This window comes from Microcoleus sp. Pol14D4, from assembly GCF_036701245.1.
Taxonomy (GTDB): Bacteria; Cyanobacteriota; Cyanobacteriia; order Cyanobacteriales; family Microcoleaceae; genus Microcoleus.
Genome location: NZ_JAUBQM010000061.1, coordinates 14,261 through 40,229, shown reverse-complemented (window position 1 = coordinate 40,229; position 25,969 = coordinate 14,261). Strand labels below are relative to the sequence as shown.

At 44.8% G+C, this 25,969-nt stretch carries 23 protein-coding genes; 11 read left to right on the top strand and 12 right to left on the bottom strand.

The window, feature by feature from the left end; all coding sequences use genetic code 11:
• Positions 1 to 134 precede the first annotated feature (134 nt).
• Both priA and QUA33_RS20090 read right to left on the bottom strand, forming a co-directional pair.
• Entirely contained in the window at positions 135 to 2,696 is a 2,562-nt protein-coding gene (gene priA / locus QUA33_RS20095) for a primosomal protein N' (protein WP_333150577.1), read from the bottom strand.
• A 79-nt stretch (positions 2,697 to 2,775) separates the two neighbouring features.
• Entirely contained in the window at positions 2,776 to 3,846 is a 1,071-nt protein-coding gene (locus QUA33_RS20090; RefSeq protein ID WP_333150575.1) for an ATP-binding protein, read from the bottom strand.
• A 355-nt stretch (positions 3,847 to 4,201) separates the two neighbouring features.
• Between QUA33_RS20090 and QUA33_RS20085 the strand changes: the two genes are divergently transcribed.
• Genes QUA33_RS20085 through QUA33_RS20075 form a run of 3 tightly spaced genes read left to right on the top strand, consistent with a single transcriptional unit; the run spans position 4,202 to position 5,615 of the window.
• On the top strand, positions 4,202 to 4,471 hold the full coding sequence (locus tag QUA33_RS20085) for a hypothetical protein (protein ID WP_333150573.1): 270 nt from the start codon (positions 4,202 to 4,204) through the stop codon (positions 4,469 to 4,471).
• A complete protein-coding gene (locus QUA33_RS20080) occupies positions 4,461 to 5,405 on the top strand; it encodes a fused MFS/spermidine synthase (RefSeq protein WP_333097484.1) in 945 nt (314 codons plus the stop codon). The genes QUA33_RS20085 and QUA33_RS20080 overlap by 11 nt, the downstream gene beginning before the upstream one ends.
• A 39-nt stretch (positions 5,406 to 5,444) precedes the next feature.
• Positions 5,445 to 5,615: a YqaE/Pmp3 family membrane protein gene (locus tag QUA33_RS20075; RefSeq protein ID WP_333071975.1), complete on the top strand. Its 171-nt coding sequence runs from the start codon at positions 5,445 to 5,447 to the stop codon at positions 5,613 to 5,615.
• A 122-nt stretch (positions 5,616 to 5,737) separates the two neighbouring features.
• Here QUA33_RS20075 and QUA33_RS20070 read toward each other — a convergent pair whose 3' ends face one another.
• Positions 5,738 to 7,018, bottom strand: coding sequence for a lipid-A-disaccharide synthase (locus tag QUA33_RS20070; protein WP_333150571.1), 1,281 nt, complete (start codon positions 7,016 to 7,018; stop codon positions 5,738 to 5,740).
• A gap of 36 nt (positions 7,019 to 7,054) precedes the next feature.
• Between QUA33_RS20070 and QUA33_RS20065 the strand changes: the two genes are divergently transcribed.
• Positions 7,055 to 7,531, top strand: a complete 477-nt coding sequence (locus tag QUA33_RS20065; RefSeq protein WP_333097480.1) for an ankyrin repeat domain-containing protein — start codon at positions 7,055 to 7,057, stop codon at positions 7,529 to 7,531.
• Between the two features lie 106 nt (positions 7,532 to 7,637).
• On the opposite strand, the gene QUA33_RS20060 is transcribed toward QUA33_RS20065, so the two are convergent.
• The 6 genes from QUA33_RS20060 to QUA33_RS20035 all read right to left on the bottom strand — a co-directional run bounded on the left by QUA33_RS20060 (position 7,638) and on the right by QUA33_RS20035 (position 13,566).
• Positions 7,638 to 8,711 (bottom strand): calcium-binding protein, encoded by a 1,074-nt coding sequence (locus QUA33_RS20060; protein WP_333097479.1) that lies wholly within the window; start codon positions 8,709 to 8,711, stop codon positions 7,638 to 7,640.
• Between the two features lie 93 nt (positions 8,712 to 8,804).
• Complete coding sequence (locus tag QUA33_RS20055) at positions 8,805 to 8,927, bottom strand: hypothetical protein (RefSeq protein ID WP_333150569.1); 123 nt, start codon at positions 8,925 to 8,927, stop codon at positions 8,805 to 8,807.
• Positions 8,920 to 9,969: a calcium-binding protein gene (locus tag QUA33_RS20050; protein ID WP_333150567.1), complete on the bottom strand. Its 1,050-nt coding sequence runs from the start codon at positions 9,967 to 9,969 to the stop codon at positions 8,920 to 8,922. The genes QUA33_RS20055 and QUA33_RS20050 overlap by 8 nt, the downstream gene beginning before the upstream one ends.
• Before the next feature lie 118 nt (positions 9,970 to 10,087).
• Positions 10,088 to 11,140 carry a calcium-binding protein gene (locus QUA33_RS20045; RefSeq protein WP_333097477.1) on the bottom strand — a complete coding sequence of 351 codons (1,053 nt, stop codon included), beginning with the start codon at positions 11,138 to 11,140 and terminating at the stop codon, positions 10,088 to 10,090.
• A gap of 286 nt (positions 11,141 to 11,426) precedes the next feature.
• Positions 11,427 to 12,452 (bottom strand): calcium-binding protein, encoded by a 1,026-nt coding sequence (locus tag QUA33_RS20040; protein WP_333150565.1) that lies wholly within the window; start codon positions 12,450 to 12,452, stop codon positions 11,427 to 11,429.
• A 130-nt stretch (positions 12,453 to 12,582) separates the two neighbouring features.
• The gene (locus QUA33_RS20035) at positions 12,583 to 13,566 is read right to left on the bottom strand and encodes a calcium-binding protein (RefSeq protein WP_333072792.1); all 984 of its coding nucleotides are present in this window, start codon (positions 13,564 to 13,566) and stop codon (positions 12,583 to 12,585) included.
• Positions 13,567 to 14,101: 535 nt separating this feature from the next.
• On the opposite strand from QUA33_RS20035, the gene QUA33_RS20030 reads away from it, so the two are divergent.
• From QUA33_RS20030 to QUA33_RS20015, 4 genes are all read left to right on the top strand, one after another.
• On the top strand, positions 14,102 to 18,097 hold the full coding sequence (locus QUA33_RS20030) for a magnesium chelatase subunit H (RefSeq protein ID WP_333150564.1): 3,996 nt from the start codon (positions 14,102 to 14,104) through the stop codon (positions 18,095 to 18,097).
• A 120-nt stretch (positions 18,098 to 18,217) separates the two neighbouring features.
• Positions 18,218 to 20,305 carry a DUF262 domain-containing HNH endonuclease family protein gene (locus tag QUA33_RS20025; RefSeq protein ID WP_333150562.1) on the top strand — a complete coding sequence of 696 codons (2,088 nt, stop codon included), beginning with the start codon at positions 18,218 to 18,220 and terminating at the stop codon, positions 20,303 to 20,305.
• Positions 20,306 to 20,350: 45 nt separating this feature from the next.
• Entirely contained in the window at positions 20,351 to 20,542 is a 192-nt protein-coding gene (locus QUA33_RS20020) for a type II toxin-antitoxin system HicB family antitoxin (protein ID WP_333150560.1), read from the top strand.
• A 30-nt stretch (positions 20,543 to 20,572) separates the two neighbouring features.
• Positions 20,573 to 20,779, top strand: coding sequence for a type II toxin-antitoxin system HicB family antitoxin (locus QUA33_RS20015; protein WP_333150558.1), 207 nt, complete (start codon positions 20,573 to 20,575; stop codon positions 20,777 to 20,779).
• Between the two features lie 72 nt (positions 20,780 to 20,851).
• Here the strand turns inward: QUA33_RS20015 and QUA33_RS20010 are convergent, their stop codons facing one another.
• The 3 genes from QUA33_RS20010 to QUA33_RS20000 form a co-directional block, all read right to left on the bottom strand.
• Positions 20,852 to 21,202 (bottom strand): type II toxin-antitoxin system PemK/MazF family toxin, encoded by a 351-nt coding sequence (locus tag QUA33_RS20010; RefSeq protein ID WP_190739752.1) that lies wholly within the window; start codon positions 21,200 to 21,202, stop codon positions 20,852 to 20,854.
• Positions 21,199 to 21,453, bottom strand: coding sequence for a hypothetical protein (locus QUA33_RS20005; protein WP_333150555.1), 255 nt, complete (start codon positions 21,451 to 21,453; stop codon positions 21,199 to 21,201). Before QUA33_RS20005 ends, QUA33_RS20010 begins: the two co-directional genes overlap by 4 nt.
• A 130-nt stretch (positions 21,454 to 21,583) precedes the next feature.
• Positions 21,584 to 22,795 (bottom strand): glycosyltransferase family 2 protein, encoded by a 1,212-nt coding sequence (locus QUA33_RS20000; RefSeq protein WP_333150553.1) that lies wholly within the window; start codon positions 22,793 to 22,795, stop codon positions 21,584 to 21,586.
• 123 nt (positions 22,796 to 22,918) lie between these two features.
• Between QUA33_RS20000 and QUA33_RS19995 the strand changes: the two genes are divergently transcribed.
• The 3 genes from QUA33_RS19995 (at position 22,919) to glcD (ending at position 25,936) form a co-directional block, all read left to right on the top strand.
• Entirely contained in the window at positions 22,919 to 23,311 is a 393-nt protein-coding gene (locus tag QUA33_RS19995) for a transporter (RefSeq protein WP_333097466.1), read from the top strand.
• A gap of 195 nt (positions 23,312 to 23,506) precedes the next feature.
• The gene (locus QUA33_RS19990; RefSeq protein WP_333150551.1) at positions 23,507 to 24,391 is read left to right on the top strand and encodes a DUF6671 family protein; all 885 of its coding nucleotides are present in this window, start codon (positions 23,507 to 23,509) and stop codon (positions 24,389 to 24,391) included.
• Between the two features lie 69 nt (positions 24,392 to 24,460).
• Positions 24,461 to 25,936, top strand: a complete 1,476-nt coding sequence (glcD, locus tag QUA33_RS19985; protein WP_333150547.1) for a glycolate oxidase subunit GlcD — start codon at positions 24,461 to 24,463, stop codon at positions 25,934 to 25,936.
• Positions 25,937 to 25,969 lie beyond the last annotated feature (33 nt).

The following is a 25,969-nucleotide window of genomic DNA, read 5'->3' as shown; positions in this document are numbered from 1 at the left end:
TGTCGGTATGATCGAATCAATGACGTGGCGATCGGCTAGCTCACTCTTTTAAGATACAAGGGGCGGGTTTTACCAACAATATTTGAGGCTGACAAACAATCTATAAAAACCCGCCCCCACCCAACCAATAACCCTCAACCAAAATTCAACGGATCGACATCAATAGTTAAACTAACAGAACGCGGGGTGCGATCGCGCAATCCGATCAAATCCGACAAATCCACCGACTCATCCAAAGGCAACTTCAGCAAAATCTGCCACCGATAGCGATTTGCCACCCGCATAATCGCCGCCGGTGCAGGCCCCAACAACTCACACCCCGGTACAGACAATCGCTCAATATACTCCTGACAAACAGACGCCAATTGTACCGCCGTCACCGCCACTTCCGCCGCATCTACACTGCTCAATCGCAACAAAACCAGCCGCCCCGAAGGAGGATAATTCAGCGCCGCTCTTTCTGCTAATTCTGTTTCCACAAAATCTGTATATTCGTGCCGCCTAACTGCTTGAATAACCCGGTGTTCGGGAGTGTAAGTTTGAATAATTACCCGCCCCGGATCGTCGCCTCTGCCCGCACGGCCCGCGACTTGAGTTAATGTTTGAAAAGCTCGTTCGCTTGCCCGATAATCTGATAAGTTTAGTAACCCGTCAGCAGACACAACTCCCACCAATGTAACTCCAGCTAAATCTAACCCTTTCGTCAGCATTTGCGTACCCAACAAAATGTCAGCTTCCCCATTGGCAAATTGCGTTAACAATCTGCGGTGGTCGCCCTTATTTCTAGTCGTATCGCTGTCAAATCGAATTGCCCGCAATTCGGGAAATAATCTCGTTAATTCCTGTTCGACTCGCTGAGTGCCGCTGCCAAAGTTTTTGAAGTAAGGAGAACTGCATTCCGGGCAGTTTTGAGGGTGTCGTTCCGTGTGGTTGCAGTAGTGACAGCGCAATATTTCTGCTGTCCCTTCGCCGACGTGGTGATAAGACAGGGAAACATCGCAGTTCGGGCATTCCATCACATAGCCGCAACTTCGACAAGAGACAAAGGTACTGTGTCCTCTTCTGTGAATAAATAGGATACCTTGCTGTTGTCTTTCTTGCAATTGTTCCAGCGCGTTTTGCAGGGAAGCACTGAAAATTGAGCGGTTTCCTTGCCGCAATTCTTGGCGCATATCGACTATTTCCACAGGCGGCATCGGGCGGGAATAAATGCGATCGGGCAATGATAAATAATGGATATTTGGTAACGAGTAATAATCTCGCCGCGTCCCGAAAAAAGTCTCTAAAGCTGGCGTTGCGGAGCCTAAAATTAAGGGACAATTTTCTAATTCGGCGCGCCATTTGGCAACGGTGCGGGCGTGGTAGCAGGGGGCTGGTTGGTCTTGTTTGAAGCTGCTGTCGTGTTCTTCATCGAGGATAATTAAGCCGAGGTGAGGTAAAGGCGCAAAAATAGCCGATCGCGTGCCGATGACAATTTGCGGTGTTCCAGTCAGCATCTGACGCCATGTATCGTAACGTTCGCCATCGGATAGGGCGCTGTGGTACACGCAAATTTGCTCGCCAAAACGGGCGCGGAATCTGTCTGTAAGTTGCGGTGTGAGGCCGATTTCGGGAACGAGTACGAGGGCGGATTTGCCGCTGGCTAAGATGGGGGCGATCGCCTGCAAATACACTTCGGTTTTCCCGGAACCTGTAACGCCGTGCAGCAGCACTTGACGAAATCCCGAAAAAGAGTTAATAAACGCTAAGGCTTGAGCTTGAAAATGAGTTAAAGTTTTCGGTGCATCGGGCAATTGAGAAATTCCGCGATCGCCCCTGAGAACTTCCCTTTGGTCAATTACAACGCTACCTTTTTGTTCCAAATTTTTGACAACAGAAGAACTCGCGCTGCAAATTCTCAGCAAATCGTTCATCCACATTTCACCGCCGCCGCGCCGCAAAACTTCCAATACTTCTTGTTGCCGCTTGGTTAAATCTGTGACAAATGCGCTAGCAATTAATGTCACTGCCGGTTTTAGTTGTGGTTTGGGAGGATTTGGAGGTTCTAAATAACTTTCTACCCAACCGCGTTTCAATAAATCTTTCAATCCCCGATAACTTCCCTTAACTTGGCGCTGGAGGTATTGCCAAGTATAATCGCCGTTTTTTTGAGCTTGCAGCAATTGCAAAATTTGACTCGCGGCGGGATTGAGAAATGTTTCGGCATTGGGAGAAAGAGCATCCTTAATTAAGCGAATTCGGCGCACGGAACGGCTTAACAAACCGGGCGGCAGCGAGGCTCTAATTACTTGAATTAAAGGTGTGCAATAATAGGTGGCAGTGCGTTCGAGTAATTCCCAGTAAGTCGGTGGGAAAAAACCCGTACTGACAACATCTTCGACATCTTTAACCCTTGTGGGATCTAAGTCGGGCGGCAGTTGAGAAATGAACCGAATCGCGATCGCGCCTACATGTTGACTGCCAAAGGGTACACTCAAAATATCCCCTGGTTGCACGGTAAGTTCCGCAGGTAAACGATAGGTAAATAACTTATTTTCCTCCCCAGGCGAGTCCCCCGCAACCCTGAAAGGAGAGTCCACCAATACCTCGATCCACTCTGCTTGCACGGTGGGGCGCTGGGGCGGTTCGCTGCTGCCGTAGGATGCCCCGGCCTCTGCCGCTATAGGGGTTGACAAACCAAAAGTGACAGTAGACATAGGGTTGCACATCAAACTAGGAGGAGCCGCGGTCAAAGGGAGTTTTCATTATCCCTCAGTTTAGCTCGATCGATCGATCTTAGCGGCCGGAATTGGCGATCGGAATCTCGATCGCCAATTCAGTCCCTTCTCCAATTGCGGAGATGCACTCCAACCTCCCGCCGTGTTTGTCCACAACAATCTGATAGCTAATTGACAATCCCAAACCCGTCCCGTGACCAACTGGTTTGGTGGTAAAAAACGGATCGAAAATTTTCGCTTTTACAGATTCATTCATTCCCATACCATTATCTTTGATGCTAATTCTTGCCCCCTTTTCTGAAATAATAGAAGTAGTAATTATCATCTGGATAGGGTTGGCTTCTATCTCTTCCAGTGACGAATTTTGCTCTCGCTCCCGCAGGGAATCCACAGCATTATTAATGATGTTCATAAACACCTGGTTTAATTGCCCAGCATAACACTCTACCTTGGGCAAAGAACCATAATTCTTAATGATTTTTATAGCAGAATGACCTGGCTTTTCTTTAGTTAAATGCTGCAAAATTAACAAGGTGCTGTCAATTCCTTCGTGAATGTTAACGGGTTTTTTTTCACCTTCATCTACCCGCGCAAAGTTCCGTAAAGTCAGCACAATTTCGCGGATGCGCTCGGAGCCAACTTTCATTGACGACAGAGTTTTCAACAAATCTTCGCGCAGAAAGTCGATGTCAATTTTTTCCAGAAAAGCTTCAATCTCTGCATCTATTTCGGGATAACGATCCTGGTACATAGCGAGCAATTTTAAAATGTCTCCTGCATAGTCATTGACATAGGTAATATTGCCGTAGATGAAGTTAACGGGATTGTTGATTTCGTGGGCAATACCAGCTACCAAAATGCCCAAAGCCGACATTTTTTCTGCTTCGATTAATTTGATCTGGGTTGTTTTTTGGTTTTCCAGAGCTTTTTCTAGTGCAGACATTCTTGCTTTTAAAATATTTTTGGAATCTCTAAATTCCTCAGTGAGCTTTTTTAGCAAAGATTCTTTTTTTTGATTGAGGGCTTGTAATTGGCTGCGTTCGGTTTCCGATTTTTCGAGTTTTTTACGCAGGAGTCGATTTTCCTTTTCCAGCTCTTTGATTCTGTTGTCCCAGTCCGTTGGTTCCATCGGCTATTATTTTGAACCTAAAAATAGTGTCAGAACAGTTTTATGAGGAAATTTAGTTGCACCCTTTACCTAGTTAGAATTTTCGCGCACATTGCCTAACCAATTGTGTCCGAAAAATTCAAGATTTCCTTTATTTTGGTCGATATAAAAATATTATCTAAGATACATTCAAAATGTCAACATATTAATAACAAATCTAGTTAAAACCGCTTGCTACTTGTATTCCCCGCTCTCGCATTTGCGGGGTTTTTATCCGATTATTGGTAAATAAGCAGGGCGATCGCAAACTTATAAAGGCGGGCCCAGCGCGAAAAATTGCCCGATTCAGACAACTTTTGTACAAAACCAGTCGGCAATGCAAAGCGAAAATATTAAATGTGAGTGCGATCGACCGGGGGCAGCGGGAAAAGTGCGATCGACTGGGCGCGCGATCGCCCACAAGCAATCTCAAGTAACAAGCTCATTGCTCTCTCCCAGAACGCAATCACACTATAGCATTGCTGAGAAATCTCACTTTAATGTGTCGATCGTACTCACACACCCGCACCGTTTTGTGCTAATAACTACTACTTGTGACAACATCGACACAGCCGTTTATATTTGGAGAGTAATTGATGTCAGGTAGCGAAGTTCGTGCAGACTTTTGGATGAGCGAGTACATTACGCCTTGGGATATTTACGTTCACGGCGTCATCGCGGTGCTTGCTTACAAGAAAACAGCCTATCAAGAAATGTATGTCGTTCAGACCGGTACTTACGGCAAAGGCTTAGTTTTAGACGGTAAGTGGCAATCTTGTACAGGCGACGAGTTTCTGTACCACGAACCCCTGGTGCACCCAGCCATGATTTGTCACGGTTCACCCAAAAAAGTCCTCGTTCTCGGCGGCGGAGAAGGAGCTACGATTAGAGAAGTGCTGCGCTGGAAAACAGTTGAAAAAGTCGTGATGATCGACATTGACGGCGAAGTAGTAGAAGCTTGCCGCGAACACCTGCCAGAAATGCACCAAAACGCCTTTGACGACCCCCGCTGCGAAGTAGTAATCGGCGATGCTTTGGACTATTTAGACAACACAGACAAAGATTGGGATATTGTCATTTCTGACTTGTCCGATCCAATAGAAGAAGGCCCATCTTTCCAGTTGTTTACCAAGGAGTATTTTGAGAAAGTTCGCAGCGTAATGTCACCTAACGGATATTTCGTAGTGCAAGCAGGCCCCGTTTCTCCGGCAGAAATGAAAATGCACGCTCGCATTGTGAATACCCTGAAATCTGTTTTCTCCAATGTTCAATCCTGCACCAGCTTTATTTCTACTTACGGAGCTCCTTGGGGTTTTGCGATAGCTTCTAATCAAGAAATAAATACGCGGCCCGAACCCGCAGTTACTGACAAATTACTCGCCGAGAAAACAACTGGCGGGTTGCGGATGTTCGACGGAATTACACTGTTGGGGTTGATGCAGCTTCCCGGTCACTTGCGGCAGGTAATCGCCGCTGAAACCGAAGTTTACACTATGGCAGCGCCGCCTAAGTTTTTCGGGAAAGGTTCAGTCAGTCAGTGAAGTTAAATTGAAAGAGAAAACTCGTTTGGAGTAACTGAGATGAACAATTTAATTCGCATAGTCGCTGCAATTTTTCTTCCCCCTCTGGGCGTATTTTTGACTGTCGGCATCGGTACTGATTTTTGGATCAACCTGGTTCTCACGTTTTTGGGCTTTATTCCCGGTATCATTCACGCTGTTTGGGTGATTGCTAAGCACGATCGAGCTTAGCTTGAAAGCAAATCGAGTTTTGGGATAATAAACAGGCAAGAGAAAATAAAATTTCTTTTGCCTGTTTTTACCAATTAATCTGGATTAAATCTGCATTGCTCTGCGGTTAAAAATAAAAAAATCTAATTCTTATTATGACAATTAGATTGCACCTCAAGTTCTTCACAAACCAATTGAGCAATTTTTTTCGCCGCCCCCGATTCTCCTCGAACCGCACGCAAACGATCGCCCATTTGTGCTAATTTATCAGGATGGCTCAAATAGTCGATCGCCAATTGAGCCACAGCATCCGGTTCCAGCTTCCCAATTAACTCCGGCACAATCTCCTCCTGTGCCCAAATATTCGGCCAAGCATAAAACTTACCCTTTCCCAATTGCCAGATTAGCCAATTAATCGCAGTCGCAAAAGCTGAACCGACTAACGGCAAATTTGCCAGCAATCCCGGCAATCCGTCCCAAGCTTTCATCGCATCCAATTGCTGCGTCGGAATCAAAACAATCATCGGTACAGCTAACGAACCCAATTCCGCAGTATTCGCTCCCACAGTAGTTAAACAGAGGCTGCATTCTGATAGCAAATCGTAGGCGGGCGTCTGCGTCCAAAGTTCTACTTGCAAGTTATTTGCTGTCTGCAAAAACGGCCGTTCTGTTAAATGAAGTTCGGCGCTGGCGTTCTCAAATAAATGCAGGCAAGGATTTTGTTCAGGGTCGGCAAAACCTGCTAGAGTTTGCACATCTATGGTAGGAGCAACGGGAATAACAAAGCGAGTTTCAGGGCGGATGCGGTGGATGGATTGGGCGATCGACAAACATAACGGTACACCTAAAGCTAATTTGGCGGCTTTAGAACCGGGCAACAATCCAATTAATTCTATTTTCCGTAGGGTTACTGCCCCATCTTTGGCGTCAGATTTTCGATTACCTACTTCTGCGATCAAATCTCCGACAACTGTAAATTTATTAGCATATTTTTGGGGAATTTTAGCAAAAACTTCGGGTTTCATGGCCGCAAATTTATCAATCCAGCGATACCACCGCGCGTCCCATTCAGCATAAATAACAGTGCGATATTTGAGTCTTTTGCCAATAACAACCGTAAAAAATTGATCGCCGCCTAAAAATAAAACCACTCCTGTTTTGTGCCAATCCCAATTTTCAGCAGTTTTGCCAGATAATAGGAATGGAAAAAAATGCTCCGGTGCTTGCACTCTGTCAACTTCTGGGTAGGAACAAGCGATTTGTGCTTCTTTCCCGGTGGCGTGCGGACAGGGGGACAGCACTACAGAGATTCGCGCTTGAGTGCCCGCGTTTCCCAATTGCTCGCGCAAAGCTTGCACGGCGGGACGCACCCAAGTTGCCAATTCTCCGGGGCCGTTGGAGAGGATTAAAATATCGACTGTCATAGGATTTAATATTTGAGAGGATACAAGGGAGAATTTATGACAGATTTAATTGATGCCGTCAAGACGGGTGATGTTGCGGCTGTAGAAAGTGCGATCGAACAGCGTGCAGATATCAATGCCAAAGATGAGGAAGGTGCGACGGCTTTGACGGCTGCGGCTGAGGCTGGCAATTCTGCGATCGTCAAAAAATTGCTGGCTGCAGGTGCGGATGTCAACAGTCACGATAATGACGGGTGGACGCCGTTAATGAGTGCCGCTGCTGCCGGACATACGGAGATTGTACAGCTTTTGCTGGAGGCGGGGGCGGATGTGAATGCTAAAACTAATTTTGGTTTGACGGCTTTGATGAGTGCAGCAGGTAGCGGGCGCACTCAAGTTGTGGAATTTTTAATCGATAAAGGAGCTGATATCAAAGCTAAGGATAATAATACTTGGACTGCGTTAATTTGGGCCTCTTCGGAGGGTCACAAAGATACTGTTGAGGTTTTGAAGCTAGCGCGCGATCGCCATTAAAGACTTAGAAACCGGGTTTATTCGAGAAACCCGGTTTCTGGATGATACAATTAATTATCGCACTTCCCAGCAGCGATCGGGCAAATCCCCACTAGCTTAGAGATTTCTAGCCAAGTAGAGATAGAGAACCTCTAGATTCTGGTAATAGATTCAACTTAAGATTTCCGCCGCCTTCAATAACAGCGATCGTGTCAAAGCTACTAATTCCCGAACTTCCATCTGGAAAGTAGACGAACAAGCCGTTCGTTTGGATAGCTAAATCTCGATTGTTGTTGATGGGAAATATCAAGAATTTATCTAAAGAAGGTTGGATATCGCTTGTTGCTAGCTGAATGGTATCCTGACCTTGGGTAAAGTTACGAATTGTAGCAAAACCTGGCCCGATATATAACTTTGTTGGGGAACTGTATAGCTTACCACCACCGCCTACTAAAAGGTCTCCGAGCATGAATTTATCGCGGCCGCTACCGCCAGTGAGAGTATCGAATTCATTACTGCCCTCACTTTCATAATTTCGGCCGGGGATGGAAAAGCCATCACTGTTTGCAACATAACCTACTTCAACTCCAATTAATTCGGTATTTCCCACCCCAGCACCGGTGATGATGTCATTGCCGGAAGTTCCGATAAAAGTCGCAAACCGGCTGGGATCGTTTTTGCCGAAATTGAAGTAGTGTTCCCGACCTGTTTTCAATGCTCCCGATTCGACAAAAGGCCGAACATCGGGATTTTTTTGTAAGTATTCTGTTTCAAAGAATGAAGTCCCAAACTGACCGTCTTTGAGGCCGAATTGAATGAAATGCTGGTAGCCGTTTTTAAAAGTTCCATTCTGAATAAACGGCTGTAACTGTCGGTTATTTGCGAGATAAAACGCTTCGTTATACTCAGGCGATACACGAGTGCGACCCTCTTCGTAACCGTATTGGATAAAGTGGTCTAAGCCCGTCGCAAAAGGTGCAGTTGGGTTGTTGGGGGTGCGGACTAAGGCAGCGATGTCTGGGTTGCCAGCGAGGTAAGTATCTTCGTCAAAATACCGCGATACTTTAGTTAAGCCGCCGGCTTGACCGAATTTTTCAAAGTGTTCTCTTCCAGATTTTATAATTCCTGCATCAATAGCACGTTTCATCCAAGGATATTGCGCCAGGTAGTATGGTTCGTCAAAAATGTCATAATTAGTCATAATTATTTCTCCAAGCTTAGTCTGCTTACTTGTCGATTAAACTTGACCCACTATACGTAACTCTACTAACTCAGTATGTCAAGTTAATTATTGTTAAGCTTGTTTTATTATTTTCATGGCAAACACAAAAGTGCGATCGCCCTTTTTGCGAATGTGCGATCGCACTCCCCAGTAGCGATCGGGCAAATCCCCAATAGCTTCGAGATTTCTACCCAAGTGAAAATCTACTAACTCTAGATTCTGGTAATACATTCAACTTGAGATTTCCGCCACCTTCAATAACAGCGATCGTGTCAAACGGAGCCGTTCCGGGAACAGCGAGGAGTGAAGCATTGTATTGGATAGCTAAATCTCGATTGTTGTTGATGGGCAATATCAAGTATTGATCTGAGAAAGGTAAGAACCCATCTCCTAGCAGGATGCTATCCTGACCTTTTGTAAAGTTCCGAATTGTCGCAAAACCCGGCCCAGTATAGAATATTTGGGTTCCGGGCGGAGAGCTTTTACCGCCTTCTATAAGGTCACCGAGTACGAATATATCGCGGCCGCTACCGCCAGTGAGAGTATCGAATTCATTGCTACCGTCACTTTCATACACTCGGCCCTCGCCAAAGCCATTACCTGTACGTAAACCTACTTCAACTCCAATTAATTCGCTATTCCCCACCCCAGGACCGGCAATCATGTCATTGCCGGAAGTTCCGATAAAAGTCGCAGAGCGGCTTGGATCGTTTTTACCAAAATTGAAGTAGTGTTCGCGACCGGTTTTCAAGGCTCCAGATTCGACAAAAGGCCGAACATCGGAGTATTTGTTTAAGTATTCTGTTTCAAAAAATGAAGTCCCAAACTGACCGTCTTTGAGACCGAATTCAATGAAATGCTGGTAGCCGTTTTTAAAAGTTCCATTCTGAATAAACGGCTGCAACTGTCGGTTATTTGCGAGATAAAATGCTTCGTCATACTCAGGCGATACGCGAGTGCGACCTTCTTCGTAACCGTATTGAATAAAGTGGTCTAGACCCGTCGCAAAAGGGGCGTTTGGGTTGTTGGGAGTGCGGACTAACGCAGCGATATCTGGATTGCCTGTTAGATAAGCATCTTCGTCAAAATACCGCGATACTTTAGTTAAGCCGCCGGCTTGACCGAATTTTTCAAAGTGTTCTCTTCCAGATTTGATAACTCCTGCATCAATGGCCGGTTTGACCCAAGGATATTGAGCAAGGTAGTATGGTTCGTCAAAAATTGCGTAGTTAGCCATTTTTTGTCGGGCCGCTTTAATTAGCTGTTTATGCAATTTATCAATCATCTGGAAGTTACACAATACCCGATTGGGTGATTTTTTCCAAGTGTCAAATCTGACTTAAGCTCTATGCTTTCTAGCCGAGGAAAGTGAGACTGACTGGAGGACTAAACGGATTTATCATCTCAATCGGTTGCAGGCTTAGATTTGATCCGCCCTGAATTCTGGCAAGTGTATCTCCAGATTTTTGAATTAATAAGTCCGCCCCTGATGGAAATATACTCAGTTCATTAACGTTTTCCACCAACTGAATAAAATCTTTTCCTTTTTCAAAATTGACAATCCTGGCCTCCCCACTGCCCGTATAGAAATCTACTCGGCTGATCAAACTACGTCGGTTGTTGGGAACAGCATCTCCGATCACGAAGTAATCAATGCCAGAAGTGCCAATCAATGTATCGAATTCAGTGGTAGTCAGGAAAGGCTCTCTCGTGATGTCATCCAATTTCAAAGCGTCATACTTATTCTTATTAATGCCAAAAGGTGGATTAGGGCCGGCGAAAGCTACTTGCAGTCCGATAATTTGATTTTTTCCCGCTGTAAATCCCGTGACGATATCATTACCGTTGGTTCCTGTAAAAAATCCGTATCGATTTGACTCAAATTGCCCAAATTTTAGATAGTGTTCTCGACCACTTTTTAAACTTCCAGCCTCCACAACTGCCGCCACATCTGGGTTATCTCCCAAGTAACGTGGTTCAAAAAAACTTGTCCCGTACCTACCTTCTGTTTTTCCGAATTGGATAAAGTGTTGAAAGCCGGATTTAAAAATTCCGTTCTGCACGAAGGGAGTTATCTCCGGGTGGCGATTTAAATAAAAAACTTCGTCGTAGTCAGGCGATACTCGCGTGCGCCCTTCTTCGTAACCAAACTGGATAAAGTGGTCTAAACCTGAAGAAAAGGGTCGGTTTTGGTTGTTGGCGGTGCGAACAAATGGTGCAACATCTTGATTTTGAGCTAGATATGTATCTTCGTCAAAATATCGCGATATTTTTGTGAGGCCGGCGGCTTGACCGAATTTTTCAAAGTGTTCTCTTCCAGATTTGATAATTCCTGCATCAATGGCTGGTTTCAGCCACGGATATGAAGCAAGGTAGTATTGTTCGTCAAAAATTGCGTAACTAGCCATGTTTTCCTCCTGCGGATTTAATGAGGTATTTATGCAATTTCTTCATAATCCCGAACTGAGACAATTATTTGATTGGGTGATTTTACCTAATCAAATCTCACTTAAGCTCTATGCTTTCTAGCTGAGGAAAGTGAGATATACTGGATCTGCAAATGGATTTGTTATCCCAATCTGTGGCAGATTGAGAGTTGAGTTTTCCTGACTTGTGGAAATTTTATTTACCGATTGTTTAATTAATAATTCTCCCATTATAAACTAAGGCTAACCATCCATAGCTGCGATATTTCTACCCAAGTAAAGATCTAATAACACTAGATCCTGGTAAGAGATTCAAATTGAGATTTCCGCCACCTTCAACAACAGCGATTGTGTCAAAGCGACTGGCTATGAAAACTCCATTTTCAACGACGGGAAAGCCATTCGTTTGGATAGCTAAATCTCGATTATTGTTGATGGGAAACACCAATAATTGATCTAAGGGAATCCCTATCTGGATGATATCCTGACCTTGAGTAAAGTTGCGAATTGTAGCAAAACCAGGGCCGATGTAGAACTGTCTGGATGAGAGGGTTCCTCCCCTGAAGCCAACAATGTCACCGAGCACGAATTTATCGCGGCCGCTACCGCCAGTGAGAGTATCGAATTCATTGCTGCCGTCACTTTCATATCGTCGGATGCCGTTAGGGGCTTCTACGTCAACTCCAATTAATTCCACATTCCCCGCCCCGGAACCGGTGAGGATGTCATTTCCAGAAGTTCCCACAAAAGTCGCAGAGCGGCTTGGCTCAAATTGTCCAAACTTGAAGTAGTGTTCCCGACCAGTTTTCAAGGTTCCCGATTCGACAAACTGCTGAATGTCGGGGTTGTTTCCTAAGTATCCCTGTTCAAAGAAAGAAGTAGGCAACCGACCGTCTTTGGCCCCGAATTGAATGAAATGCTGGTAGCCATTTTTAAAAGTTCCATTCTGAATAAACGGCTGCAAATCTCGGTTAGTTGCTACATAAAATGCTTCGTCATACTCAGGCGATACGCGAGTGCGACCCTCTTCGTAACCGTATTGGATAAAGTGGTCTAGTCCGGTCGCAAAAGGTGCGTTTGCGTTGTTGGGAGTGCGGACAAAGGGTTTAAGGTCTGGATTTCCCTCAAGGTAAGTATCTTCGTCAAAATACCGCGATATTTTTGTGAGACCGGCGGCTTGACCAAATTTTTCAAAGTGTTCTCTTCCTGATTTGATGATTCCTGCATCAATGGCTGGTTTCAGCCACGGATATGAGGCAAGGTAGTATTGTTCGTCGAAGATATCGTAATTCATAGTTTGCTGTTTAAAATAAAGTGCGATCGTACTTTTTCATAGCACAATCGCCCACAACAAATTAAAAGTCATCAATCATCAGCATTAGCTAATGACCAATGACCAATGACCAATGACCAATGACCAATGACTATCCAATCAAGAAAGTGCCGTTACCGTTAGATTCTTGGAAACTCAAATTTAAACTTGCTCCTCCTTCAATGACGCCCAGCACATCTCCAAAACGCTGGATTGACAAATTGTTGCCAATGGGAGTTAGGCTGTAGCCGTTTAAAGAAGTTCCTTGCAGTTGGATAAAATCGCTTTCGATGTCGAAGTTGCGAATCGTAGCTTGACCGTTACCCAAATACAGCGGTGTCGGGCTAAAATTCCCGGAGGTAGGAGGAACTCCGAGTACGAATGTATTGGTTCCCGGAGCACCAATCAAGACATCGAATTCATTGGTGCCAAAGCTTTCATACTGGCGGTTGCCTTGGGGATCTATACCTACTTCCACTCCCACAAGTTCGACATCGCCCACGCCAACACCAGTTAAAACATCGTTGGTACGGGTGCCGACAAAAGTCGCGTCGCGGGCAGGCTCAAATTGTCCAAAATTGAAGAAGTGTTCCCGGCCGGTTCTCAAGTTTCCCGAGTTGACAAACGGCACGATGTCGGGGTTTTCTTTTAAGTATTCCGGTTCAAAAAATGAAGTTCCAAACCGACCTTCTTTGGCCCCGAATTGAACGAAATGTTGGTAGCCTGATTTGAAAGTTCCGTTTTGAATAAACGGTTGCAGTTCAGAGTTGTTTGCTAAATAAAAGGTTTCGTTGTATTCGGGTGATACTTGGGTGCGGCGCTGTCCTTCATCGTAACCGAACTGGATAAAGTGATCGAGGCCGGTCGCAAAAGGCGCGTTTGGGTTCACTGTACGAACGAAGGGTGCAAGGTCTGGATTCCCAGCAAGGTAAGCATTTTCGTCAAAATAACGCGATACTTTAGTTAGACCGCCTTCTCGCCCAAATTTTTCAAAGTGTTCTCTTCCAGATGAGATGACTCCTGCGTCAATGGCTGGTTTGACCCAAGGATATGAGGCGAGGTAGAATTGTTCGTCGAAAATTGCGTAGTTAGCCATGTTTTCCCCTTAAGGTTTTGATGAGTTTGAGAGTTTATAGCAATTAGCTTTCCATGAACTCGATCGCCGATCAGGAATTTACATAAAATAGACTTTATTAAATTGTTTTAAGTTCCTGGTTAAATTTAAACTTTTTTTGACTCAGCAATTATCTGAAGGCTACATTCTGCCTTCAGAATTTATGCGTTTTTTCCATTAGTTAATTTGTCATCGCAAGTTTAATCAATTATACAAAACTTGGAACTTTTTTCAGGATTTTTTTCTCAATTGTTGGTTAATTTTTAATTATTTTTATCCAATTCATTAATCGTATACATATTTAAATAAATGTGTCAAGTAAATTTTTGTAAATAAAATATGGAGTATTTGCTCAAGGAATTTATAAAAAAATGTAACGAAAACTTGGCCTAAATTTGTCGAATTGTGTCATGTGCAGGCTCAAATCGCCTAATGGCAAGCGTTTTCTGGTAAAAATGCTTATGGGATAAAAAAATTCCCGATTCCCGAAAACAGCATCTTAAAGGAGCCTAACCGGATGTTCACTCACGTCAAGCCCACCATTCGCCACGTTGTGCCGGAAAACTTGCAGGGGCGATCGCTCATGAAGGTGGTCTATGTCGTACTGGAACCGCAGTATCAAAGCGCCCTGTCGGCAGCGGTTCGATCGATAAACCAGAAAAATCCGAATTTGGCAATAGAAATCAGCGGCTACCTGATCGAGGAACTCCGCAGCCCGGAAAATTACGAGGCCTTCAAACGGGATGTGGCGGATGCCAATGTATTTATTGCTTCTCTAATTTTCATCGAAGATTTGGCAGAAAAAGTGGTAGCTGCGGTGGAACCGCTGCGCGACAGCTTGGATGTCGCCGTCGTCTTCCCGTCGATGCCAGGGGTGATGCGACTCAATAAAATGGGCAGTTTCTCGATGGCACAGTTGGGACAAAGCAAAAGTGCGATCGGCGAATTCATGAAAAAACGGAAGGAAAAATCCGGTAGTTCCTTCCAAGACGGAATGCTGAAACTGCTGCAAACTTTGCCGAAAGTGCTGAAATATTTGCCCATCGACAAAGCCCAAGATGCCCGCAACTTCATGCTGAGTTTCCAGTATTGGCTGGGCGGTTCCCAAGAAAACTTGGAAAACTTCTTGCTGATGCTGTCCCACAAATATGTATTCAAAGGCCAGGAACAGCTAACTTTTCAAGAACCCGTTGTCTACCCGGACATGGGGATTTGGCATCCTTTAGCACCATCGATGTTTGAGGATGTAAAAGCATATCTCACCTGGTACAATTCCCGCAAAGATATTTCGGCAGACCTCAAAGACCCCCTTGCACTTTGCATCGGTTTAGTGTTGCAGCGCACTCACTTAGTCACCGGAGATGACGCGCACTACGTAGCAATAGTGCAGGAATTGGAGGCAATGGGCGCGCGGGTTTTACCGATTTTTGCTGGTGGTTTGGACTTCTCAAAGCCGGTTGAAACTTTTTTCTTGGAAGTTGGGGCGAAAGGTGTGACACCGCTGCCGATCGTTGATGCGGTGGTTTCTCTGACTGGTTTTGCCCTGGTGGGCGGCCCGGCGAAACAAGATCACCCGAAGGCGATCGAGACTTTGAAAAAGCTAAACTGCCCTTACATGGTGGCTTTGCCGCTGGTTTTCCAAACGACGGAAGAGTGGGAAAATAGCGATTTAGGATTGCACCCGATTCAAGTTGCTTTGCAAGTTGCCATTCCTGAGTTGGATGGCGCGATCGAACCGATTATTTTGTCGGGAAGAGATGGCGCAACTGGAAAGGCGATCGCCCTACAAGACCGGATCGAAGCAATTGCCCAGCGCGCCATGAAGTGGGCAATGCTGCGCCGTAAACCAAAATTAGATAAAAAAGTTGCGATCACAGTTTTCAGTTTCCCGCCGGACAAAGGCAACGTCGGAACAGCCGCTTATTTGGACGTTTTCGGCTCGATTTACCAAGTATTGAAAGCCTTAAAAGGTAACGGTTACGACTTGCCAGAATTGCCGGATTCCGCCGAAAAACTGATGCAAGAAGTCATCCACGACGCAACAGCCCAATACCAAAGCCCGGAATTAAATGTTGCTTACCGGATGTCCGTCGCTGAATACGAAGAATTCACTCCTTACTCGGAACGCTTGCAAGAAAATTGGGGCCCGCCTCCGGGACATTTGAACAGCGACGGACAAAATTTGCTGATTTTCGGCAAACATTTCGGCAATGTGTTTATCGGAGTGCAACCTACTTTTGGATACGAAGGCGATCCGATGCGGTTGTTATTCTCTCGTTCCGCCAGCCCGCACCACGGTTTTGCTGCTTACTATACATATTTGGAGCGCATTTGGGGTGCGGATGCGGTGCTGCACTTCGGCACTCACGGTTCCCTAGAATTCATGCCTGGTAAGCAGATGGGAATGTCTGTCGATTGTTATCCCGACAGTTTGATCGGCAAAATTCCTAACCTCTATTATTACGCAGCCAACAATCCCAGCGAGGCAACAATTGCCAAGCGCCGCAGTTATGCTGAAACCATCAGTTATCTGACACCTCCGGCGGAAAATGCTGGTTTGTACAAAGGTTTGCAGGAACTCAGCGAGTTGATTGCTTCCTATCAAACTTTGAAGGATACGGGTCGGGGTGTGGCGATTGTTGATGCGATCGTCGAAAAATGCCGTTTGGTGAATTTGGATAAGGATATCGCCCTACCTCCCGAACAAGAAAGAGGGGTTGCTGCGGGAATGACTGCTGAGGAACGCGACAATTTAGTTGGCTTGGTTTACCGCAAGTTGATGGAGATTGAGTCGCGGTTGTTACCTTGCGGTTTGCATATTATCGGTAAGCCGCCGACTGCGGAAGAGGCGATCGCAACTTTGGTGAATATCGCCAATTTAGACCGCGAGGAAGACAACCTGATAGGCTTGCCGCGAATTATCGCTAACAGTCTGGGACGCGATATCGAAGAAGTTTATACCAACAGCGACAAAGGCATTTTAACGGATGTCGAATTGCTGCAAAAAATCACCTTGGCCTGTCGGGATGCAGTGGGCGCTTTGGTGAAGGAACAAACCGACGCTGAGGGTAGAGTTTCCCTTGTTTCTAAGTTGAATTTCTTCAACATGGGCAAGAAAACACCTTGGATTGATGCGCTGCACGCTGCCGGTTTCAAAAAAATCGATCCAGAACCGATTAAACCGCTGTTTGAGTATCTGGAGTTCTGCTTGCAGCAAGTTTGTGCCGACAACGAATTAGGCGCTTTGTTGCGCGCGTTAGAAGGCGAGTATATTCTGCCTGGTCCCGGTGGCGATCCGATTCGCAACCCGGATGTTTTGCCGACTGGCAAGAATATGCACGCTTTGGACCCGCAGTCAATCCCTACAACGGGGGCGGTTAAGTCTGCAAAGATTGTAGTCGATCGGCTGTTAGAAAGACAGCGCGTGGATAACGGCGGAAATTACCCAGAAACCATCGCGGTTGTGTTGTGGGGAACCGACAACATCAAGACTTACGGCGAATCCCTCGCCCAAGTAATGTGGATGGTGGGAGTGAAGCCAGTTCCCGACGCTTTGGGCCGGGTAAACAAACTCGAATTGCTTTCTTTAGAAGAGTTGGGACGCCCTCGGATCGACGTAGTAATTAACTGTTCGGGCGTATTCCGCGACTTGTTCATCAACCAAATGAATTTGTTAGATAAAGCCGTGAAAATGGCAGCGGAAGCCGACGAACCGTTAGAGATGAACTTCGTCCGCAAACACGCATTGAAGCAAGCGGAAGAAATGGGCATCAACCTGCGCCAAGCAGCAACCCGGGTATTTTCCAATGCCTCTGGTTCCTATTCATCTAACGTCAACTTGGCGGTGGAAAACAGCACTTGGGAAAGCGAAGCCGAGTTGCAGGAAATGTACTTAACTCGCAAATCATTCGCCTTTTCTTCCGACAATCCGGGAACAATGGAACAAGACAGGCAGATTTTTGAATCATCCTTAAAAACTGCGGAAGTCACCTTCCAGAACTTAGATTCTGCCGAGATTTCCCTAACCGACGTGTCGCACTATTTCGACTCCGATCCGACTAAATTGATCGGCAGTTTGCGCGCAGATGGGAAGAAACCGACATCCTTTGTTGCTGATACAACCACAGCCAACGCGCAGGTGCGGACGTTATCAGAAACCGTGCGTTTAGATTCGCGGACTAAGCTGCTGAATCCGAAGTGGTACGAGGGGATGCTGTCGCACGGTTATGAAGGCGTGCGCGAGATTTCTAAGCGTCTGGTGAATACGACTGGATGGAGTGCGACGGCGGGCGCTGTGGATAATTGGGTGTATGAGGATGTCAACACTACGTTTATCCAAGATGAGGAGATGCAGAAGCGTTTGCTTAACTTAAATCCTCATTCTTTCCGCAAGATTGTCAGCACTTTGCTTGAGGTGAATGGCCGGGGTTATTGGGAAACTTCGGAGAACAATTTGGATCGCTTGCGTGAACTTTATCAGGAGGTGGAAGACCGGATTGAGGGAGTAGAATAGGATAGTTTGGGGCAGGCTTTTGGGCCTGCCTCTTGACTGTGATTAGAATATTCCACTTGGTAGCGCTACCTGTGGCTTAAGTGACGAACAAATCTTTAGATATATTTGGAGTGATTGGCAATGAAAGCAGATAGTTGGAAAATTGCCAAAGTTTTCAGTTCCGGTGGTGAAATTCATTATGTTATGCCCCACTTTCAACGCCAATATAGTTGGGAAAAAACTGAATGGGAAGTGTTATTAAAGGATGCGATCGCAATTTATGATGAATACGATCCCGAAAAAGAACCAGAACATTTTATAGGATCTCTGGTAGTCATCAATGATGGAACACGCGGCATAATGACAGCTTTTAACTTGGTTGATGGCCAGCAACGTTTGACCACCTTATCCTTACTATTTCTTGTTTTGCGGGATATTATCAAGCCCACCGATCAAAAGCTTGCTAAGAAAATCAATAAATTTGTAGTCAATTCAGATGAAGAAGGCGAAGGTGATGTTTATTTTAAACTTTTACCAACCAATAAATATGGCGATCGCCAAGCTTATCAAGCGATTATTTTAGAAGGAAATTATAAGCAATTTACTGAATCTGGCATACCTAAAGCTTATAATTATTTTCTTCCCGAAATCGAATCTAAAGTTAAAGAAGGTGAACTAGATATTGGTAAGTTTTTTACAGTATTACAGAACAGTTTTCAACTTGTTTTCATAGAACTTAATAAAGATGAAAATCCTTATCATATTTTTGAAAGTCTGAATGCCAAAGGCAAACCGTTAACTCAGGCAGATTTAGTCCGCAACTATATGGCGATGATGTTACCAACATCTCAGCAAGAAAATGCTTTTACTAAATATTGGGAAAAAATTGAGGGATTATTGCAAGAAAAACGAATAGTTGGGAAATCAGGGATGGGTGAATTAACGGCTTTTCTTCGGCATTATTTAGCAATGGAAACGAGAAATCTTTGTGCCGAATCCCATATTTATGCACGATTTCGTGATTATTGTAAAAAATTAGATGACCAAGCATTTGTCCTAGAAATTGCTAATCTCCTAAAATTTGCTGAATATTATGACAAACTACTGCGACCTGACAATGAAGACAACGAAAATATTAAAATAGTATTATTGCGCCTCAATACTTTCGACCTTTCTACTGCTTATCCGTTTTTATTAACGCTCTATAATGAGTATAAATCTCAAAAGATTGATCGTGAGGAGTTTATCGAATGCTTAAAATCACTAGAAAATTATTTGGTTCGTCGGTATATTTGTGGAAAACAAACAAACTATCTTAATAAAATGTTCCCCTCCATTTGGAAAGATGTAGAAGCAATCAAAAATGAAGATGAAGAAATCACTTTGCCAGAAGCTTTGCAAAAAGTTTTGATTGCCAAGCAATATCCTAATGATAATGATGTTAGACAATCAATTAAAAGCCGTCAACTTTATGAGAAAAACACTCACAAAATATGTCTTGTTATAGAAACAATTAATCGCCACTTGTCTAAGGGAAAAGGTGGGTTTACTGTCCTCGATCAAAAATCAACTATTGAGCATATTTTGCCACAAACGTCAAGCGAAGATTGGGAGAATGAACTTGGAGGTGAATTTCAACAAATCTACCGAGATTATTTACATACCTTGGGGAATTTAACTTTAGTTACTCCTGAGTGGAATTCACAACTTTCTAATTCATCATTTCTGGTGAAAAAGCAAAAACTGGCTGAACACGCTTTGCGAATTAATAGTGACTATTTTTCTCAAAGTATTAACCGATGGGATGAAAAAGCTATTCTCGAACGAGCTAATTTTCTCAGCATTAAGTTTATCGAAATTTGGCCATCTCTTGGAGAACATGAAGTATTTCCTACTCGCACATCCGGTAAGCCAAAGTTGATTAAAATCTGTGGTGACGAAATTCCACTTCCTAAGCAAACCTGGCGACAAGTTACAATTCAATGCTGTGAGTGGGTGATTAAAAATAGATCGGATCGCTTTGAAAAGGCTAGAAATTTACTTAAACCTCATTTCCAAGAGAATCGCCGGGATAAAAATAGTGATGGAAATGAATGGCAGAAGTTAACAAATGGATATTGGGTTAATTTACACAAACCTGCGAAGGATCATAGAAAATTTTGTCGTCGTTTTCTAGAAGCAGTTGGGATCTTAGAAGACGATTGGAGTATCGAATATGTCAGTGATTAGGAATGATTATTTAGAGTTTTGTTAAAAGGAAGAAGTATTACAACCATGATGACTTACAAAGGTTACAGTGCTAGCATTGAAGTAGATTTAGAAGCGGAAATTATTTTCGGGGGAGTCCTCGATATTAATGACGTAGTGACTTTTAAGGCACAAACTATTGAAGAAGCTCGCCAAGAATTCCACAACTCCATCGATGATTATCTAGAGTTTTGCAAAGAATTAGGACAGGAACCCTAGCGACCTTTTTGAGTAAGGTGAAATTCCCTAATGAAGTACGAAGTCATCATTTACTGGAGTGACGAAGACCAGGCATTTATTGCAGAAGTACCAGAATTGCCGGGATGTGCGGCGGATGGCGAAACTTATCAAGAAGCATTGCAAAATCTAGAGATTATTATGCAGGAGTGGATAGAAACGGCTAACGCACTGGGTCGTCCTATTCCTCAACCGAAAGGTCGCTTGATGTTTGCGTAGTTGAAATAGAATCACAGCCGATCGCCCTGATCTTCCCAAAGTACGATCGCCCTTATCTCCCCCAAAGTGCAATTAAACTTGACCAGGCAAATCCAAGGCAATTAATAAAGCTTGATTCAGCAGAAGTATTGCTTCATCACTAAGCATTCCTCGTAAACTCAATAAACGAGATTTAGATAATACCCGTACTTGATCTGCCATAGCGATAGAATCGTTGGTTAATCCACCGTCGGGAGCTTTAATTAATACCTGAGTGGGATAAACTCGTTTACCAGTTTGATAAGTAGTGCAGGGAATAGCCAAAACTACAGGGCTATATGTATTGATTGTAGCTCGACTAACGATGATAACAGGACGGGTTCCTCCTTGTTCAGAACCCTCAACAGGTTCAAGTCTAGCATCATAGACTTCTCCCCGGTTCATACAGGAGATTCTCCCAATTGCAAGGCTTCCCAACTCGCTACCGCAAACTCAGCCTCCATCTGTAGCACTTGAGCTTGATACTCTGGATCTTGTACCATTTCAATCAGTGCTGCATCAATTTCTAATCGTTTACCCTGAGTCTGAGTTGTTACCCGATCGCGAACCAATGCTGACAATACTTCTAATAGTTGCTGTTGCTCTTCAAGAGTGAGATTTTGAGCCTGACTCAGTACCTCGCTATAAGTAGACATAGGCTTTATGTTGAGATTTTTTGGCTGATTGTCATTATAGCAATTTAGGATCGAAGGAAGTACGATCGCCCTCAGCTTCCCCTGCATGGCAATTTAGTTTTGAGCAAGGTTGGCAGCAACTTGAATGTTATCACCTACGCTTCAACCCCAGCACGCTGAGAAAAAAGCTCGACAAAACCATCTGCAAACCAACAGTCAGACAAGTTAGTGAGGGAATAACCAAACGCAGAGTTTTAGAAGGGTCGAGAGAACCGAAAGCTGTTTCGCTCCAAATAGTTAATGACAAGAACGAGCCAACTATTCCGATTAAAATCAGCGTGATTCCGACAATCAATCCTGTCTCTAGAGTGACATAGCGAAATATTTTATTGAGTTTGGGGTCTTCGGGCAGCAGTTTTTCACTGATGGCAAAAACTTTGGTAAAAAAAGCGAAAGTTACTGCTTGAAAACCGATGATAATGGCGATCGCAGCATACAGCAGCGTGTGTACATCAAAGCTAATACTACCAATCTTTTGAGTACCAGGTAATAGCCAGATGCCGACAATTAGACCCCAAATTATCAGCGCCACACCCGGATACAAAAACAGCCACCGAGGACTGTAAAGGAGCAGAAATCGTAGATGCCGCCAGCCATCTCGCCAAGTTCGCAAGTGCGGCGGGCGCGAGCGTCCATCGGGAGAAAGTACGGTTGGGACTTCTGTTATCCGCAATGTGTACAGAGATGCTTTGACAACCATTTCGCTAGCAAATTCCATCCCCGTTGTTTGTAAGTCGAGTTTCAAAATTGACTCTCTCCTAAAACCCCGCAATCCGCAGTGAAAGTCGCCGACTGGACTCGCGAAAAATAACTGCCCAACCCATGTCAGCACCGGATTTCCTAAATATTTGTGCAGCGGCGGCATCGCCCCCGGTTTGATGCCCCCTTGAAAGCGGTTTCCCATTACTAAGTCGAAACCTTCTCGCAATTTTTTGACAAAAAAGCCGAGGTTGGAAAAATTGTAGCTGTCGTCAGCATCGCCCATGATAATATAAACTCCGCGCGCTGCCAGGATGCCTCCCATGAGGGCGCTGCCGTAGCCTTTGGCTGCTACGGGCACGACTCTCGCTCCCATTCTGGTAGCGATATCTTGAGAACCGTCAGTGCTGCCGTTGTCTGCTATGATGACCTCGCCGGCAATATCAAGTTCGCGCAGGGACTTCTGTGCTTTCTTGATGCAGATTTCTAAAGTTTCTGCTTCGTTGAGGCAAGGCATGAGTATCGATAGTTCTAGAGTGTATTCTCCGCTTGGATTAGTCTGCTCTGCCATATATTTGTTCCACTCTCGATCGCGATCGACCATACTTGATTTTCCCGTATCTCTGCTTAAAATATTAGTGGTGAATAAAACCTAACAAAACTTAATTAAAGTTTTTCAGGTTTTTGGGAACGGCAATTTTTGATTGTACTATAGGTTAGTAAACTTGTGAATAGAAGCGTTTTTTTGTTATTGCTTGCTGCAATATTGTGCGGCGTCGCCGGTCAATTTAGTCTGAAGGCAGGAGCTAAAATATTAGGGCCCATTGGCGCTGCTAATCTAATAGAAAAAATTCTCGCAATGGCTACCCAGCCTTTGATTGTATGTGGTCTTTCTTTGTATGCAATTTCTTCCATCGGCTTTATTGTAGTTTTGTCGCGGGCAAACCTTAGCATAGTCTCACCTTTATTGTCAATTAGTTACCTGTTTACTGTTTTAGGTGGCAAACTTATATTTCACGAGCCTTTGCCACCGCTGCGGTTAGTAGGGGTAGCGCTAATTATGACGGGAGTAATTTTTGTACTCAGAGGTCAAGCTGGCGGAGTGACTGGAGGCAACTAGCCACTTTTAAGATTGACGCTGGAGTCCTGAATTGATACAGCGTATCCCCGGTTTATGAAGGGCAGTAGGGAGACGGCAGTGCCTTGTCCCGGCGGGAATTGATCGATAAGCGGGTGTACTTCATCAACCTGCAACCTGCTGTAACTTAGGTCAAAGGGTGTATTTGAACCTTCTGTTATGAAATGATGCTGCTGTATGTCTAATATTTCTGAGCCTGTGAATGCCCATCAATTTTTGAGCGATCGCACCGCAGTTCTTGCTACCATGCACCAAAAAGAACGGGTGATGGCTCCGGTTTTGCAACGAGAATTGGGCGTAAATATCCTAGTGCCTGCGGAGCTTGACACTGACACTTTCGGCACCTTCACGCGAGAAGTTAAACGCTTAGGAACACAAATAGAAGCGGCTCGCCATAAAGCACAAAAAGCTCTAGAAATTACGGGCGAAACTCTTGCCTTTGCCAGCGAAGGTACTTTCGGCCCTCACCCAATGATGCCGTATCTGCCAGCTAACAGAGAAATCGTAATTTTATTAGATCGAGCCAACAATCTAGAACTCATCGGCGACTCTTTCTCCGTTGAAACTAACTACAGTCACCAGTTAGTTTCCAGTATAGAAGAAGCAGATGATTTTGCGAAAAAAGCTGGATTTCCCGAACACGCACTGGTGGTTGTAGTTGGCGAAGCTGCGCTCGGTAACGGCGAAATTGTCAAGGGCATTAGGACAGAAAAACAATTTTTTGACGCTGTAACAGCAGGCTTAAAAAAATCGTCAAACGGCCGAGTTCACATCGAAACAGATATGCGGGCGATGTACAATCCAACTCGGATGAAAAACATCGAAAATGCAACTCTGGATTTAGTTAAAAAATTCAAGCAATTCTGCCCGGAGTGCGGTTGGCCGGGATTCGATATTGCTGAGATGAAAATCGGATTGCCCTGCGGACTGTGCTATTTCCCGACTCAGCTAGCGCGAGCCGCAATCTATAAATGCAAAAAGTGCGGTTATACTAAAGAAAAACTATTTCCCGACGGTCGAGAGACTGCCGATCCTTCCCTTTGTCAATATTGCAACCCTTAGAAAAATAATTGGCTAAACTTAGTAAAGTTTGCAACAATATTATTGATAGTTCCCTAATTAAATTCACTAATGATAGCCATAGAAACAGAACGCAACTGGAAACCCGTTATTAAAGAATTCGAGGCTGTAGTTGGCAAAAATGGGGTGGTGCAGCGCCGCGAAGAATTAATTGTCTACGAGTGCGACGGACTCGCTAGCTACCGCCAGCGCCCCGCCGTGGTGGTATTGCCTCGAACTACGGAGGAAGTGGCGCAAGTTGTCAAAATATGCGATCGCAACTCAATTCCCTGGGTTGCTAGAGGCGCAGGCACCGGCCTTTCCGGCGGCGCTTTGCCTGTAGAAAACTGCGTGCTGATTGTCACTGCCCTGATGCGAAAAATCCTGAAAATAGACTTAGAAAATCAGCAAGTAGTCGTGCAACCGGGAGTAATTAATAACTGGGTAACGCAAGCAGTTAGCGGCGCCGGTTTCTACTACGCGCCAGATCCTTCCAGTCAAATTGTTTGTTCGATTGGCGGCAACGTTGCCGAAAATTCTGGCGGCGTTCACTGCCTCAAATACGGAGTCACAACTAATCACGTTTTAGGATTAAAATTGGTAGTTGCGGACGGTTCAATTGTCGATGTCGGCGGCGAAGTTTCCGAAATGCCCGGTTACGATTTAACTGGTGTATTTGTCGGTTCTGAAGGCACTTTAGGCATCGCTACAGAAGTTACTCTGCGAATTCTCAAAGCGCCGGAATCGATTTGCGTTCTGTTGGCCGATTTTGCCAGTATCGAAGCAGCAGGAGAATCGGTTTCGGATATTATCAGCGCTGGCATTATTCCTGGCGGCATGGAAATCATGGACAACATCAGCATCAATGCTGTGGAAGATGTGGTAGCAACTGGATGTTATCCCCGCGATGCGGCGGCAATTCTCCTCATAGAAATCGACGGTTTAGAAGTGGAAGTTGCCACAAACAAACAGCGGATTGCCGATATTTGCAAGCATAACGGAGCACGAAATATCACCACGGCAAGCGACCCGGAAACGCGCCTAAAAATTTGGAAAGGGCGGAAAGCTGCTTTTGCCGCGGCGGGTCATCTCAGCCCGGATTATTACGTGCAAGACGGCGTAATTCCGCGAACGCAAATGGCTTATGTTTTGAAAGAAATTGAGGGTTTGAGCGAGAAATACGGTTATCGAATTGCTAATGTATTTCACGCGGGAGATGGGAATTTGCACCCGCTAATTTTGTACGATAACTCGGTAAAAGGTGCGCTGGAAAAGGTGGAAGAATTGGGCGGGGAAATTCTCAGGCTTTGCGTGAAAGTTGGGGGAAGTCTTTCGGGCGAACACGGCATCGGCGCTGACAAGAAGTGTTTTATGCCCGATATGTTTTCGGAGGTAGATTTGGAGACAATGCAGTGGGTACGTCAGGTGTTTAATCCGAAAGGTTTGGCGAATCCTGGGAAGATGTTTCCGACGCCGAAGACTTGCGGCGAAGCGGCGAAGGCTAAGGTTGAAACTTTTAAAAAGTTGGAGGGTGCAGAGGTTTTTTAATTCCCTATTTATGGGGTAAGGTGAGCCGAAAAG